This is a genomic window from Streptomyces sp. NPDC043738 (assembly GCF_056436545.1).
On record NZ_JBWKCJ010000038.1, the window covers coordinates 41,288 to 56,829 of the forward strand.

General features: G+C 71.5%; 10 protein-coding genes and 3 pseudogenes. 7 read left to right on the forward strand and 6 right to left on the reverse strand.

Annotated elements, in window-relative coordinates:
* Positions 1–135 precede the first annotated feature (135 nt).
* From lysA to AC0680_RS33740, 3 genes and pseudogenes are all read left to right on the forward strand, one after another.
* Positions 136–1,461, forward strand: coding sequence for a diaminopimelate decarboxylase (lysA, locus tag AC0680_RS33730; protein ID WP_478636556.1), 1,326 nt, complete (start codon positions 136–138; stop codon positions 1,459–1,461).
* Between the two features lie 36 nt (positions 1,462–1,497).
* Positions 1,498–2,994, forward strand: coding sequence for an APC family permease (locus AC0680_RS33735; protein WP_478636558.1), 1,497 nt, complete (start codon positions 1,498–1,500; stop codon positions 2,992–2,994).
* A gap of 167 nt (positions 2,995–3,161) precedes the next feature.
* A pseudogene (locus AC0680_RS33740) lies at positions 3,162–3,236 on the forward strand (flavin reductase family protein); the annotation flags it as partial.
* Between the two features lie 311 nt (positions 3,237–3,547).
* On the opposite strand, the pseudogene AC0680_RS33745 reads toward AC0680_RS33740, so the two are convergent.
* From AC0680_RS33745 to AC0680_RS33765, 5 genes and pseudogenes are all read right to left on the reverse strand, one after another.
* Positions 3,548–4,070: pseudogene (locus tag AC0680_RS33745) on the reverse strand (transposase); the annotation flags it as partial.
* 547 nt (positions 4,071–4,617) lie between these two features.
* Complete coding sequence (adh, locus tag AC0680_RS33750; protein ID WP_478636560.1) at positions 4,618–6,141, reverse strand: aldehyde dehydrogenase; 1,524 nt, start codon at positions 6,139–6,141, stop codon at positions 4,618–4,620.
* A 68-nt stretch (positions 6,142–6,209) separates the two neighbouring features.
* Positions 6,210–7,523, reverse strand: coding sequence for a GAF domain-containing protein (locus AC0680_RS33755; protein WP_478636562.1), 1,314 nt, complete (start codon positions 7,521–7,523; stop codon positions 6,210–6,212).
* A gap of 160 nt (positions 7,524–7,683) precedes the next feature.
* Positions 7,684–8,697 carry a DUF6114 domain-containing protein gene (locus tag AC0680_RS33760; RefSeq protein WP_478636564.1) on the reverse strand — a complete coding sequence of 338 codons (1,014 nt, stop codon included), beginning with the start codon at positions 8,695–8,697 and terminating at the stop codon, positions 7,684–7,686.
* Entirely contained in the window at positions 8,688–9,197 is a 510-nt protein-coding gene (locus tag AC0680_RS33765; RefSeq protein WP_478636612.1) for a DUF6230 family protein, read from the reverse strand. Before AC0680_RS33765 ends, AC0680_RS33760 begins: the two co-directional genes overlap by 10 nt.
* Before the next feature lie 241 nt (positions 9,198–9,438).
* Here AC0680_RS33765 and AC0680_RS33770 point away from each other — a divergent pair, with 241 nt between their 5' ends.
* The gene (locus AC0680_RS33770; protein WP_478636566.1) at positions 9,439–10,095 is read left to right on the forward strand and encodes a TetR/AcrR family transcriptional regulator; all 657 of its coding nucleotides are present in this window, start codon (positions 9,439–9,441) and stop codon (positions 10,093–10,095) included.
* Positions 10,096–10,176: 81 nt separating this feature from the next.
* Here AC0680_RS33770 and AC0680_RS33775 read toward each other — a convergent pair whose 3' ends face one another.
* A complete protein-coding gene (locus AC0680_RS33775) occupies positions 10,177–11,466 on the reverse strand; it encodes a glycoside hydrolase family 18 protein (RefSeq protein WP_478636568.1) in 1,290 nt (429 codons plus the stop codon).
* A 368-nt stretch (positions 11,467–11,834) separates the two neighbouring features.
* Between AC0680_RS33775 and AC0680_RS33780 the strand changes: the two genes are divergently transcribed.
* From AC0680_RS33780 to AC0680_RS33790, 3 genes and pseudogenes are all read left to right on the forward strand, one after another.
* Complete coding sequence (locus AC0680_RS33780; RefSeq protein WP_478636570.1) at positions 11,835–13,043, forward strand: acyl-CoA dehydrogenase family protein; 1,209 nt, start codon at positions 11,835–11,837, stop codon at positions 13,041–13,043.
* A 195-nt stretch (positions 13,044–13,238) separates the two neighbouring features.
* Positions 13,239–14,374: pseudogene (locus tag AC0680_RS33785) on the forward strand (Rv3169 family protein).
* On the forward strand, positions 14,371–15,522 hold the full coding sequence (locus tag AC0680_RS33790; RefSeq protein WP_478636572.1) for a phosphotransferase family protein: 1,152 nt from the start codon (positions 14,371–14,373) through the stop codon (positions 15,520–15,522). Before AC0680_RS33785 ends, AC0680_RS33790 begins: the two are co-directional and overlap by 4 nt.
* Positions 15,523–15,542 lie beyond the last annotated feature (20 nt).

Here is a 15,542-nt window from a genome sequence, read left to right on the forward strand (position 1 = left end):
TCTGCACCTCACCATGGTGCGAACCGATCGATCCCGTACGCCCCCTCCTACCTACCTCGTACATCCCGTACGCCCCTTGCAGCCGGCCTGCGTGAAGCCCGGCCCTGCAGGAAGTCAGCCCTGAGGAGAAGTGCCATGGTCCCCGGGACCACCACCGAGACCGCCACCACTGCGAAACCCGCCCACCCCTCGTCCCCCCGCCCGCACGGGCTCTTCCCGCCCGGCACCGCCCTCGCGCCCGACGGAGCGCTGCGCATCGGCGGCTGCCACGTGGCCGAGCTGGCGGAGCGCTACGGCACCCCCGCCCTGCTCGTCGACGAGGGCGCGCTTCGGGACCGGGCCCGCCGCTACGCCGACGGGCTCGCCGCCCGCCGTACGAACTCGGCGGTCGCCTTCGCCTCCAAGGCTTTCCCCTGCACCGCGGTCTACCGGCTGCTCGCCGAGGAGGGGCTCGGCATCGACGTCGCCAGTGGTGGCGAGCTGGCCCTCGCCCTCGCCGCCGGCACCGACCCGGCCAGGCTGATCGTGCACGGGAACGCCAAGACCGACGGCTATCTGCGCGCGGCCGTCGAGGCGGGCGCCGGGCTCGTCGTCATCGACAATTTCGATGACATCGAGCGTCTGGAGCGCATTCTGGGCGCCGCCGGGGGCCGTGAGCAGGCCGTCCTCGTCAGGGTCACCCCCGATGTCCGGCCCGACACCCACGAGGCGGTCTCCACCGGCCAGCGCGGCTCGAAGTTCGGCTTGCTGGTGCCGCAGGCGCGCGAGGCCATCGCCCGGCTGCGCGGCAGCACCAGGTTGCGGCTCGACGGGCTGCATGTGCACATCGGCTCGCAGATCCTCGACACCGAACCGTTCGTCCGGGCCGTGGAGGCGGTGGCGGAACTCGGGGAGTTCCCGGTGTACGACCTCGGCGGCGGGCTCGGCGCCCGCTATACGTACGACGACCGGCCACCGAGTGTGGAGGAGTACCTCGACGCGCTGGCATCGGCGGCCGATGACCTGCTGCCCTCCGGAGCCCGCGTGATCATCGAGCCCGGCCGGTCCATGGTCGCCGAGGCGGGCGTCTCCCTCTACCGCGTGGTGACGGTCAAGCGCACCGGCGGCGAGACCTTCGTCGCCGTGGATGGCGGAATGGGCGACAACCTCGAAGTCTCCCTGTACGGGCAGCGGTTCGAGGCGACGGTCGCCACCAGGCCGGCCGGCCCCGACGACGAGATGTGCCGGCTCGTCGGCCGGCACTGCGAATCCGGCGATGTGCTCAGCGCGGGCGTCCCCCTGAACGACCCGCGTCCGGGCGATCTGATCGCCGTCCCCGTCACCGGCGCCTACACCTACTCCCTGGCCAACAACTACAACGCGGCCCGCCGCCCACCCGTCGTCTTCTGTCGCGACGGACGTTCCCGCCCGGTCGTCCGCCGCGAGACCTATGCCGACCTGATGCGCCGCGACCTCCCCTGAAAACGCCCGCTACCCCTCCCCTGGAATGAGGTCGCCTTGAGACTTGCAACGCGAACGCCCCACCCCACGAGGACACCACTCCGTCAGCAGCTCCTGCGCCGCAAGCCGGTGGCGGCCTTCCTCGCGGACGCCGAAACACCGGCCGACGGCGGCGGGCTGCGCCGCACCGTGGGCACGTTCCAGCTCACCATGATCGGCATCGGTGCGACCATCGGCACCGGCATCTTCTTCGCCCTGAACGCCGCGGTCCCGGAGGCCGGCCCGGCCGTCACGATCTCCTTCGTCATCGGCGCCGTCGCAGCCGCGCTCACCGCCGTCTGTTACGCCGAACTCGCCTCCGCCGTACCGGTCTCCGGTTCCTCGTACTCCTACGCATACGCCACGCTCGGTGAGTTCGCGGCCTATGCGGTCGGCTGGTGCCTGCTGCTGGAATACGCGGTCTCCGGCGCGGCCATCGCGGTGAGCTGGGGCCAGTACCTCAACGACCTGACGCAGCGCCTCTTGGGCTTCCAGATGCCGGCGGCCATCTCCGCACCGCCCGGCGCCGGTGGCTACCTCAATCTGCCGGGCGCCGTCCTGGTGGTGCTCTGCTGCGTCCTGCTGGTGCGCGGAGCCAAGGAATCGGCGCTGGTCAACACCGTGATGGTGCTGCTCAAGCTGGCGGTGCTGGGGCTGTTCGTCGCGCTGGGCCTCACCGGCTTCCACAGTGCGAATCTGCACCCCTTCGCGCCCATGGGGATGGCCGGCATCGGCGCCGCCGCCTCCACCGTCTTCTTCTCCTTCATCGGCCTCGACGCGGTTTCCACCGCCGGCGAGGAGGTCCGTAACCCGCGCCGGACGCTGCCGCGGGCCATCATCTGCGCGCTGCTGGTGGTCACCACCGTCTACGTTCTGGTGGCCCTCGTCGGCGTCGGCGCCCAGCCGTGGACCGCGTTCGCAGGCCAGGAGGCGGGCCTGTCGACCATCCTGGCGAAGGTCACAGGGGCGGGCTGGCCGGGCGTGGTGCTCTCGGCGGGCGCGGTGCTCTCCATCATCAGCGTCACGCTGGTGGTGCTCTACGGGCAGACGCGCATCCTGTACTCCATGAGCCGGGACGGCATGCTCCCCGCCGCCTTCCACCGCATCGACCGCCGCACCGGCACCCCGGTGCTCGGCACCATCATCGTCGGCGGGTTCGTCGCTCTGCTGGCGGCGGTGTTTCCCCTGGACCTGCTGACCGACCTGACCAGCCTTGGCACCCTGGCCGCGTTCACCGTCGTCTCGGTCGGCGTGATCATCCTGCGCCGTCGGGCGCCCGGTCTCGACCGCGGCTTCAAGGTGCCCGGCTACCCGGTGGTCCCGCTGCTGTCGGTGGCGTTCTGCGGCTATCTGCTCTACGGGCTGCCGGTGTCGACGTACATCATGTTCGCCTGCTGGCTCGCCGCGGCCCTCGCCGTGTATCTCCTCTACAGCCGTCACCACTCACGGTTGCACGATGAACTCCCGGACGCAGAGGACGAGTTGAAGGAGACGGCGCCTGGCGTACGTTCGTAGGCGTGCGGGGGGCGGGGAGACGGCGCGCCCCGGGCCGGGGCGCGCTACCCGACGTCCCCCACCTTCCGCCGAACTCAGGGGTTTGGTGGTGCCGTGGAATCGCTGCAGGGTCCGCGGCCGCCTGTGTGGATACTGATCACCAAGGCATTGACTTTGATCCCGCTGACATGTCCCGCAATGCCTGCTACAAGCTGCTGACCTCGACGGTGGTGCCGCGGCCGAGCGCCTGGGTGTCCACAGTTTGACCAGGCGCTTCAGCTTGGTCCGGGTGCTCGGGCAGTTCCGGCGGGGATGCGGGGAGCCGATCGGCGAGACCGATGACCGTCTTGCGGGTGATCGCGAGGTGCTCAAGGTGTGTCTCGGTCTCCCGCAGCCGGATCTGCAGGTCATCTCTCTGCGCGCGAAGGTCGTCGGCCAGAGCCCGGGTGGCGTCCTCCTGCAGGTCCAGTGCCTGAGGGAGGGGGCGGATGTTCACACGCTCACCGCCTCTTCGCGCCAGGTGGAGGTGTTCGCGCCGGTGAGGCGGCGGATCATGACGTGGGAGTGGGACATTGACGACCTGGTTCTTGAAACCTGGTCGACGAGGGCTTTGCGGACGCTGCCGCCGGTGTGCTCGGCGACCTGGTCCAGAAGGACGATGCCCGCGGTGTTGTCGTGGATGTTCGCGGCGAGGAAGACGACCGCGATGACCAGGACGAGGACGTCTACGGCCGAGCCGCGCTTGCGGCCCGGCACCCGCTTGGCCGGATCGTGGCCGGTCGTGGCCGCGGAGACCCCGGCAGCCGAGTGGACGCTTTGGGTGTCCAGCACCACCAGGGTCGGGCCCTGTAACCGGCAGGCGCGTTCACGGACCTGGCAGCGCAGGAGTTCTGGATGACCTGGTGGGTTCCGTCGTCCCGCAGGCGGCGAAATAGTCGTACGTCGCACTCTTCTGCGGCAGGTCGTGCGGGAGGTGGGTCCACTGGCAGCCGGTCCGCACCTGGTAGCGGACCGCGTTCACGATCTCCCGCATGTCATAGGTGCCCTGACGACCGCTGAACCGAGCGGTGCCGGTCCTTCCACGCGGTGATCACAGGAAGTCCTGGAAGATCCGGATGACGACGTCGGCTTCCTCCGGGACGAGCTGCCTCTTGTTCTCGCAACGCCGGGCGGTAACCGCCCCTCGGAGTAGCTCCACATAGGTGGGCCAGAGTCGAGAGCGGACAGCAGATGTTCACCAGTCGCTGGACTGTGCGCCGGCCGGGTTCGAAGCCGCGGCTCCGGTACGCCTGTTTCGGTGGTCGCGGCTGCCGGGCCTTCTATGTAGAAACGGGCCGCAGCGGACCTTGGGCGGTTATGGCGCTGGCCAGCGCCATGAAGTTGCCAAGTTTGGACGGCGTCCGGGAGCAGGCCAACCGCCTCATCGAGCAGTCGATGAAGGAGTGGGACCGCGTCAGCCAGGGCGTGGCGCCTGCGGGGTGAGCCGGGGACTTGGACCGGAAACAGACCGGAAGAGCTGGTCAGAACCGGGATGGCCGCGGGAGAAACTGGGAGTTATGACGTAAACCGGGCTCTGCTCTGAGCGGGCCGAGCGAAAGGCGCCTGACGGGCAGAAGCCCAGGTCAGGCGCCTTTTCTCGTGGGCCTAGAAGAAGCCCAGCTTCTTCGGCGAGTAGCTCACCAGCAGGTTCTTCGTCTGCTGATAGTGGTCCAGCATCATCCTGTGGGTCTCGCGCCCGATGCCGGACTGCTTGTAGCCGCCGAAGGCCGCGTGTGCGGGGTAGGCGTGGTAGCAGTTGGTCCATACCCGGCCGGCCTGGATGGCGCGGCCGGCGCGGTAGGCGGTGGAGCCGTCCCGGGTCCAGACGCCCGCGCCCAGGCCGTACAGGGTGTCGTTGGCGATGTCGATCGCGTCGTCGAAGTCGTTGAACGGCGCCACCGCGACCACGGGGCCGAAGATCTCCTCCTGGAAGACCCGCATGCTGTTGTTGCCCTCGAGGATCGTCGGCTGCACGTAGTAGCCGCCCTCCAGCTCGCCGCCCAGCTCGGCCCGGGAGCCACCGGTCAGGATGCGGGCGCCTTCCTTCTGGCCGATGTCCAGGTAGGAGAGGATCTTCTCCAGCTGGTCGTTGGAGGCCTGTGCGCCGATCATGGTGTCGGTGTCCAGCGGATGTCCCTGGACGATCTTCTCCGTACGGGCCACGCCGGCCGCCAGGAAGGTGTCATAGTGCCCGCGCTGGATCAGTGCCCGCGACGGGCAGGTGCACACCTCGCCCTGGTTGAGGGCGAACATGGTGAAGCCCTCCAGGGCCTTGTCCTGGAAGTCGTCCGCCGCCGCCGAGACGTCGTCGAAGAAGATGTTGGGGCTCTTGCCGCCGAGTTCGAGCGTCACCGGGCGGAGGTTCTCCGAGGCGTACTGCATGATCAGGCGGCCGGTCGTGGTCTCCCCGGTGAAGGCGACCTTGGCGACCCGCGGGCTGGAGGCGAGCGGTTTGCCGGCCTCGACGCCGAAGCCGTTGACGATGTTCACCACGCCCGGCGGCAGCAGATCCGAGATCAGGCTCATCCAGAAGTGCACCGAGGCGGGGGTCTGCTCGGCCGGCTTCAGGACCACCGCGTTGCCGGCGGCCAGTGCCGGGGCGAGCTTCCAGGTGGCCATCAGGATGGGGAAGTTCCAGGGGATGATCTGGGCGACCACCCCCAGCGGTTCGTGGAAGTGGTAGGCGACGGTGTCCTGGTCGATCTCCGACAGGGAGCCCTCCTGGGCGCGCAGGGCGCCCGCGAAGTAGCGGAAGTGGTCGACGGCGAGGGGGATGTCGGCCGCCAGGGTCTCCCGCACGGGCTTGCCGTTCTCCCAGCTCTCGGCGACCGCCAGGGCCTCTTGATGCTGCTCCATCCGGTCGGCGATCTTGTTCAGGACGGCGGCGCGGTCGGCGGCGGAGGTGCGGGCCCAGCCGGGCGCGGCGGCGTGCGCGGCGTCCAGCGCGCGCTCGACGTCCTCGGCGGTGCCGCGGGCCACCTCGGTGAACGGCTGCCCGTTGACCGGTGTCGGATTCTCGAAGTACCGGCCCAGCGCGGGCGCCACGAACTCCCCGCCGATCCAGTGGTCGTAGCGCGGCAGATAGCTCATGACGGCATCGGCGGAACCCGGGCTGGCGTAACGGGCCATGGGGCGGCCTCCCAAATCGCTCTCGGCACCAAGCCCGCCGCTCCCGTGCGCCGGGCGTTGTGCGCAGGCTAGAGCGGACGAGGTTGCGCGGACGTTGCGACGCGCACGGCGGGTGGCGCCGCGCTCCCGCCGCCGGTCAGGCCGTACGCGGCGCGCAGCCGGTCGGCGGTGGCCCGAGGGGCGGCCTGGGCCGGGGAGCGCTCGGGGAGGGCGCCCACGAGGGCCTCGAAGATCTCCAGGTCGTCCTCACCCCAGGGGGTACGCGACCACTCGCGCAGCAGTTCGGGATCGCCCGCGGCGAGCAGTGCGCACCGCATCCGGTCCGCCAGCGCGTCGCGCAGCCGTCGTACGCCGGGCGCCTCCGACAGCGGCAGCAGCGGACCGGGATAGGCGCCCAGCGCGGAGCGCGGGTCGCCAACCGCCAACTGCTCCTCGACCGTACCGAGATCGGTTTCGACGGGCCGGCTCAGGCGGTACGGGCGGGAGTGCAGCAGCGCACCGACGAGCTGCCGCAGCCGGGACAGCTCGGCCCGCAGCGTCACCGGGCGCATCTCGCGCTCCCCGTACAGCAGCAGGGTGAGCTGATCTCCGGTCAGGCCCTCCGGGTGCCGGGCCAGCAGGAGCAGGATCTCGCTGTGCCGGCGCCCGAGCCGCAGCCGCTCACCGTCCACGACCAGCAGCGCCTCGTCCCGGCCCAGCGCGGTCAGGAAGACACCGCACTCCGGCGCGCCGGAGGCGAGATGGGCTTCCGCGGCGCGTGCCGTGGCCTGCACCAGGGCCAGGCTGTGCGGGCTCGCCAGATGGTCGCCGCCGGTGATGTCGACCGCGCCCAGCAGCCGTCCGGTCCGCGGGTCGTGCAGTGGGGCCGCGGCGCAGGTCCAGCGCTGCACCCGCCGGTTGTAGTGCTCGGCCGCGAAGATCTGTACGGCGTGATCGGCGGCGAGCGCGGTGCCCGGGGCGTTGGTGCCGGCGTGCCGCTCGTCCCAGCGGGCGCCGACGACGAAGTTCATCCGCTCGGCGCTGCGCCGCACCCCGCGGTGCCCCTCCACCCACAGCAGCCGCCCCTGCGGATCGCAGACGGCCAGCAGATGCGCCCCGTCCTGCGCGAAGCTGCCCAGCAGCTCCCGGAAGACGGGCATCGCCCGGGCCAGCGGATGCCCTTCGCGGTAGGCCCGCAGTGCGCTCTCGTCCAGCTCGATGGGCGCGGGCCCGTCGTACGCGGCCCGGGCGTCGGCCGAACGACGCCAGGAGTCGGCGACCACCTGGCGGACCGGCGGTGCGACGGTCGGGTCGGCCAGGAACGCCGCATGTGCCCGGCGCACCGTACGGGTCCGTTCCACCGGATCGGCACCGGCCTCCATCGCCAGCCAAGGGTTGACCACGTGTCACCTCTCCAGAAGCGGCTCCTGCCCCCGTTGGGCGCGTCGGCAGAGTCCCGCCCGGCCCGCCTTGCGGGCGGACGAGGGGACCTTGCGGACACGCCCTACGGCCGATGGTGCTCGTACCGGCCCGGGCCGTAAACCCCGCGTGGTGCGCGCCGCCTCAGCCACGGGCGCCGCCGCGGACGCCCGCGCGCAGTCGCAGCCCGTCCGCGACGACCAGATCCGAGGTGACCAGCGCCTGTTCGGCGCGCACGTCCGTCATGAAGACGAAGGGCGGCACGACCGGCGGCACCGGGAGGGTGTCCGGGGTGAAGGTGAGACAGATCAGGCCCTCCAGGCAGCCGCTGAACTTGGTGAGGTAGAGAGTGACCTCGCCCTTGAGGCTCAACGAGTCGGCGCTCAGGCCGAGTTCGTATCCGCCGTCGCGGGTGGTGAGCCGGTAGTCGGTGAGCGAGGCCGCCTTCATGCGCAGCACGATCGCCTTGATCGGGCCGTTCGCCGTCGGTACCTCCTCGACCCCGGCCAGGGTGAATCCCTGTGGTGCGAACATCGTGGTGGTCACGGTCGGCGGATGCGGCGGCGCCGGGATGCCGGCGGCCGCGCGGGCGGGCCGCGCCGGGCCGCCGACGGTCAGCAGCAGGGCGAGGGGCAGTCCTACGGCGAGCGCCCTGCCGCCGGTGCCGCCGCGCAGCGCCGCCGGATCCCCGCAGTCGGACGGCGCAGGCTCCGGCGGCGGGGCCTGCCCGGGCGTCCGCTCCGGCGCCGGGGCCGCTCCGGGCGTCCACCCGAACCCCATCGCGCTGCCCGCGATGCCCAGCCCCATGCCGACCAGGAACCCGCCGAGATTGGTCGCCGCGAAGGAGAGCACCGACAGGATCAGCGCATGGATGCTGACGTAGTGGTGGGCGGCCGGCGCGTACCACAGGAACAGCCCCGCCACGATCAGCGCCAGTCCGATGCCCAGCGCTGCCAGCCCGCCGAGCCCCAGGCTGACCAGCACGGTCAGCGGAGACAGCGGCACCAGCAGCAGCTCCGCCCCGCCGCACACCAGCAGCAGTCCGGCCCAGAACGGCCGGGTCCGCCGCCAGCGCCGCAGCGCGGCCCGCCGCTCGGGCCAGGGCAGCGTCCGCTCCAGCCAGGCGCCGCACCGGGCGCGCCGTGCGGTCAGAAGCACTTCGCGCCGTCCAGGCTCACGCTCACCCGCATTCCTTTGAGGCGGAAGTTTCCGCCGGTGGCCGACCAGGCGTGCGACTTCACACCGGCGACCTCGATGTCCCCGGCCTGCAGCCCGAACGCGCCCTTTCGCCCGTGCACGCCCGGCACGGAGTCCAGGGAGGCGGCGTCCCGGCCGATCTGGGCGGTGCCGAAGCGGGCGTCGCCGACCAGGTCCTCACCGTCTATGACCAGGCTGTCGGCGCTCACCGGACCGGCCTTGCCGCCCGCGGTCAGCTTGAACACCACCGTGCCCACCGGCGTCTTCACCTGCGCCGACTGGCAGATGTCGGCCAGCGACGCCTTGCCGATGCCGAGCAGCGCCACTGGATGGCCGCCGCCGTCGGCGTCGCGGTCGGTGTGCACGTACGAGGCGAGACCGTGGCTGGTCAGCTTCCCCGACGACACCTGGAAGTGGGTGCCGGAGACGGCGAACGACGAGGCCAGCACGCCCTGGGCCATCGCCGTGGCCAGCGCGCCCACGGCGAGCACGGCGGGCAGCGCCACCACCGCGGTCTTCTTCCAGGAGGTTCGCCCCTCGGGCGAGGTGTCCGTCCTTGAGCTCACTGCGTCCTCCCCGGGGCAGTGGTCGAATGCACGAGGGAAAGTGCTTCCAGGCGCCCTGCGGAGCAGCCAGGTCCGCGGTTCATGACGCTCTGTCATACTGCGCAAAACTCTTGGCAGTTGGAGACTAGGGCGGATTTTGAATAAGAGTCAACAGCGGGGAGGGGGCGGCTCGCCGGCCGCCCGCGGGACCGGGCGCTCACAGGCGCGCCGCGCCGAACTGATAGCCACCGGAAGGAAGTTGTTCGCCGACACCTCCTACGACGCGCTGTCCATGGACGACATCGCACGTCAGGCCGGGGTCGCCAAGGGATTGATCTACTACTACTTCACCAACAAGCGCGGCTACTACCTCGCGATCATCGAAGACGCGGTCGCCGAACTGGTCGAGCGGGCCGGCAGCACCCATGACCTTCCGCCCGTCGAACGCGTCGAGCGCACCGTTGAAGGCTATCTGCGCTACGCCCAGCACCACCAGGCCGCCTATCGCGCCATCGTCACGGGCGGTGTCGGTTTCGACGCCGAGGTGCTGGCGATCCGCGACACCGTACGCGCCCGGCTGCTCGGCACCATCGCCCGCGGCGCCTGGGGCCGCGAGGACATTCCGCCGCTCGCCCGCACCGCGCTGACCGGCTGGCTCTCCAGCGTCGAGGGCGTCACCCTCGACTGGATCGCCGAGCAGCAGTTGCCCCGCGAGACGGTGGTCTCGCTGCTGGTGCGCGGCCTGGGCGACACCCTCCGGCTGATCGAGGAGTACGAACCGGGCTGCCCGGCCCCACCCAGGTCACCCGCCTGACCTCCGTCCGGCGCGCCGCCGCACGACGAACGGGCGGGGAGGCCGCTGCCTCCCCGCCCGCCGGCCCGGCTGCCGTCGGCGCTACTTGATCGCCTTGATCAACTCGCCGTCTGCGGTGTCGCCGCTGAGTTCCCAGAAGAACGTGCCGCCCATGCCCTGGGCGTTCTTGAAGGCCATCTTCGTGCCGATGGTCTCCGGGGTGTCATAGCTCCACCACTGGTCACCGCACTTGGCGTAGGCGGTGCCGCCCACCTTCCCGGTGGCCGGGCAGCGGCTCTTGAGCACCTTGTAGTCGTCGATGCCGGCCTCGTACTTGCCCGGCGCCGCGCCGGTCGCCGTGCCGCCCGGCGCGTCCTGGGTGACGCCCGTCCAGCCCCGGCCGTAGAACCCGACACCCAGCAGCAGCTTGTTCGCCGGAATGCCGAGGCCCTTGAGCTTGGCGGTGGTGTCGGTGGTGTTGAAGCCGGCCTTGGGGATGCCGTTGTACGACGAGAGCGGGGAGTGCGGGGCCGTCGGTCCCTTCGCGTCCCAGGCGCCGAAGTAGTCGTACGTCATCGGGTTGTACCAGTCGACGTACTGGGCCGCGCCCGCGTAGTCGGCGGCGTCGATCTTGCCGCCGTTCGAGGCGTCCGCGGTGATCGCCGCGGTCACCAGGTTGTTCTGGCCGAACTTCGACCGCAGCGCCCTCATGACCTTGGTGAAGGCGTCCTTGCCGCTGGTGTCGCAGCTCAGGCCGCAGGCGTTGGGGTACTCCCAGTCGACGTCGATGCCGTCGAAGACATCCGCCCAGCGCTTGTCCTCGACCAGGTCGTAGCAGGACTGCGCGAAGCCGTCCGGGTTCTTGGCGGCCTCGGTGAAGCCGCCCGACCAGGTCCAGCCGCCGAACGACCAGATCACCTTGAGGTTCGGGTGCAGCTTCTTGAGCTTCCTGAGCTGGTTGAAGTTGCCGCGCAGCGCGCCGTCGTCCCAGGTGTCCGCCTTGCCGTCGACGCTCTGGCCGGCGGTGTAGGCCTTGTCGTAGTCGGCGTAGGAGTCGCCGATGGTGCACTTGCCGCCCTGGACGTTGCCGAAGGCGTAGTTGATGTGCGTCAGCTTGGCCGCCGAGCCCGACGTCTCGATGTTCTTGACGTGGTAATTCCGGTCGTAGACACCCCAGTTGGTGAAGTATCCGACGACCTTGTCGCCCGCGGCGGCCGGTGTCGCCGTCGTGCCGGCCGGGTGGGCCGCGGACCGGCCCTGTGCGGCGGGGGTGCCGGTGGGGTGGGCCGAGGCCGGTCCGGCGAGCAGGGTGCCGGCCAGCGCCGCCGTACACAGCGCGGTGGCGGCGGCGATCACCGCGCGCGGTGATCGCATCCGGTGCGGTCTGAGCATGTCGTCTCCTCGGAGGGGGGCGAGGGGTGGAGCCTGACCTGCGTTCCGAATTGGCATGAACGCGTTGAACGTTGGAGGAAAAGTTAGAAGGACTAGACCACTGAGTCAATGGTTCGGACCAATCTCGTGACCAGCGGGTAAAGACTTCTCCGGCCCGCGGTGGCCGGCGGTCTGCCGGGTCCGCGCAGCCGGTGATGATCAACCCGTGACGCCGGGCCTCCGATCGGGCATACTCCTAGCGCCACAGCCGCAGGTCATCGCCTTCCGAGACCCGGAACGCGATCATCGGCCTGGCACTACGGAAACCGGCGCCGCCGCCCATCCCCGCGCGCGTCGCCGCAGCGCCCGACAGGGAGGAGAGCGCCGCCATGACCGAGTACGGCCCCCGGCCGGTGGACCGCAGGCTGCCCACGGAGGAAGCCCGCGATCTGTTGACCCTCGTCCGCGAGCTCGCCGAGCGCGAGGTCAGGCCCGCGGCCGCCGAGGAGGAGGACGCCGGCCGCTTCCCCCGCGAGCTCTTCCGCCTGCTGTCGGAGTCCGGCCTGCTCTCCCTGCCCTACGACGAGGAGTTCGGTGGCGGCGGCCAGCCCTACGAGGTCTACCTCCAGGTCCTGGAGGAGCTCGCGGCCGCGCGGCTGACCGTCGGCCTCGGCGTCAGCGTGCACACCCTCGCCTGCCACGCCCTGGCCGGTTTCGGCACCAAGGAGCAGCGCGCCGAACACCTCCCCGACATGCTCGGCGGCGGGCTGCTGGGCGCCTACTGCCTCTCCGAGCCCTCCTCGGGCTCCGACGCCGCCTCCCTGACCACGCGCGCCACGCGCGAGGGTGGGGGCACCTCCCGCTCGAGCGGAGCCGAGAGTGGGGGAACGTGGACCCTGAACGGCACCAAGGCCTGGACCACCCACGGCGGCGTGGCCGACTTCTACACGGTCCTGGCCCGCACCGGCGGCGACGGGGCCCGCGGCATCACCGCCTTCCTGGTCCCCGGCGACGCCGAGGGCCTCAGCGCCGCGGCACCCGAGCGCAAGATGGGCATGAAGGGCTCCCCGACGGCCCAGCTGCACTTCGACGGCGTGAGCATCCCCGACTCCCGCCGGCTCGGCGAGGAGGGCCAGGGCTTCGCCATCGCCCTGTCCGCCCTCGACTCGGGGCGCCTGGGCATCGCCGCCTGCGCCATCGGCGTCGCCCAGGCCGCGCTCGACGAAGCGCTCGCCTACACCGCCGGGCGGCAACAGTTCGGCCGTCCGATCGCCGACTTCCAGGGCCTGCGCTTCATGCTCGCCGACATGGCCACCCAGGTCGAGGCCGGCCGCGCCCTCTACCTCACGGCCGCCCGGCTGCGCGACGCCGGACTGCCGTTCTCCAAGGAGGCGGCGATGGCCAAGCTCTTCTGCACGGACACCGCGATGCGGGTGACCACCGACGCCGTCCAGCTCCTCGGCGGCTACGGCTACACCCTGGACTTCCCGGCCGAGCGCTATATGCGCGAGGCCAAGGTCCTCCAGATCGTCGAGGGCACCAACCAGATCCAGCGCATGGTCATCGCCCGCCATCTGGCGGGACCCGAGACCCGCTGAGGCCGGGCCGGGGCGGGGGAGGGCGACCTTCCCCGCCCCGGCCCCGGCCCGCGCGCGGACGGCCGGATGCGGCCGTCGGGCGCGGTACCTCCTCCCGGGGGCTGGCCGTCCGTTCTCACCTGACGTACCGTCAACTCCCCGCCGCGGCACCGCACACCGGGCGACCCCTGCCGACCGTGCGCCCAGGAGGAGACCGTGCCCGACCGCCCCATCGCGCTCGACGAGTACCCGATCCACCAGGTCCCGCTGTCCATGCGGCATGTCGCCACCGGCGACCGCAACGCCTACGACCGGTGCATCTTCCACGTCATGGACCACTCCGGACGTGCGCTGCTGATCGCCGGGCTCGGCGTCTACCCCAACACCGGCGTCATCGACGCCTACGCCACGCTCCGCCTCGGCGACCAACTGCACGCCGTACGGGCCTCCGACGCGCTCACCGACGACCGGCTGGCGCTCACCGTCGGCCCGCTCACCATCACCGTCGAGGAACCGCTCGCCCGCCTGCGGCTGACCTGCGACCCGGACCCCGCCGACCCGGACGGCCTGGCGTACGACCTGACCTGGACCGCGGCGTTTCCCGCCACCTGGGAGCCGCACCACACCCAGTACCGCGGCGACCGGCTGACGCTGGAGGGCCGGCGGTTCGTCCAGGCGGGCACCTGCACCGGCCGCATCCGCGTCGCGGGCCAGGAGCTCGCCGTCACGCCGGGGGAGTGGACCGGAACCCGCGACCGCAGCTGGGGAGTACGCCCGATCCCCGGCGAGGACGCCGGCCGGGCGGGGGAGGAGCTGCGCCCCGAGGGCTTCCACTGGGTCTGGTGCCCGGTGCGTTTCGACGACCGCTTCGTCATGGTCATCGTCCAGGAGGACGCGGACGGCCATCGCACGCTGAACGAGGCCCGGTTGGTCCGCGACGGCCGCCCCGACGTCCAGCTCGGCTGGCCCCACACCGACATCGGCTACCGCCCCGGCACCCGCCACCCCCAGCGTGCCGTCATCCACCTCACCGACCCCACCCGCAAGCCGCTGGAGCTGACCGCCGAGATCCTCACCTCCTCTCGCCCCTGGCCGTCGGCGCCGGCTATCCGCCCGCGGACGACTGGCAGCACGGCACCTGGCGCGGCCGCGGCTGGACCGACCGCCGTAGCTACGACCTGTCCGACCCCTCGGCGCATCCGCTCGCCGCGTACGGCGTCACCGACCACGCGGCCCGCTTCACCCTCGACGGCCGCACCGGCTACGGCATCTTCGAGCACGGCAGCTTCGGCCGGCACGACCCCAGCGGATTCACCGGCTATGACTCCGTCGCGCAGGAGGCGGGAGAATGACCGACCACCCGTCGCCCCCGAAGCCGCCCGGAGCGGCCGCACCCGCGGACCGGCGTCCGCGCACCACGACCCGGGACCCCGAGGAACTCACCCGCCGGCTCACCGCCTGGCTCGGCACCCGGCTGCCCGGCGCCCGCGCCACCGCCGCGACCGTCCCCGACTCCAACGGCATGTCCAGCGAGACGCTGCTCTTCGACATCGACCACCCCGGTCCGCCGTCCCCGGGGACCCCGCGCTCCTGCGCGCTGCGGCTCGCCGCCGACCCGGCCGCCTACACCATCTTCCCCCGCTACGACATGGCCCGGCAGTACCGCACCATGCGCCTGGTAGCCGAGCACACCGACCTGCCGGTGCCCCGCACCCTCTGGCTGGAGGAGGACCCGGCACACCTCGGCGCCCCGTTCTTCGTCATGGCCCGCGCCGACGGACGCGTCCCGCCGGACGTCATGCCCTATACGTACGAGGGCAATTGGCTGCATGACGCCACCGACGCGCAACGCGACGCGCTGGAGGCCGCGAGTGTGTCGGTCCTTGCCCGGCTGCACGACCAAGTCCCGGTGGGCGCCGCCGACTTCCTCGAAACCAAGGGGACGGGCGGCGCCTTGCACCGGCACGTCGAAGCCCAACGCGCCTATTACGCATGGGTGGTTGACGGGCGCCCGCGCTCACCGCTCATCGAGCGGGCCTTCGACTGGCTCACCGACCCCGGGCACTGGCCGAAGGACCCCGGCGAAACCGTCCTGACCTGGGGCGACGCCCGGATCGGCAATATCGTCTACGACGGATTCGAGCCGACCGCCATCCTCGACTGGGAGATGGCGGCCCTCGGCCCGCGCGAACTCGACCTGGGGTGGACGGTCTATCTCCACCGCTTCTTCCAGGACCTCACCGAGGGCAGCGGACAGCGGGGGCTGCCCGACTTCCTGCGCCGCGACCGCGTCGAGAGCCGCTACGCCCGGCTCACCGGGCACCCGCCCCGCGACATGGACTTCCACACCCTCTACGCGGCCCTGCGGCACGCCATCGTCATGCTGCGGGTGGCCTACCGGCAGGTGCACTTCGGCGAGGTCCCGGTACCGGCCGACGCCGATGCGCTGATCCTCCACCGGGACACCCTGGAGGCGATGATCGAGGGCCGCTACTGGTGAGCGCCGCGGCGGCCGCCGGG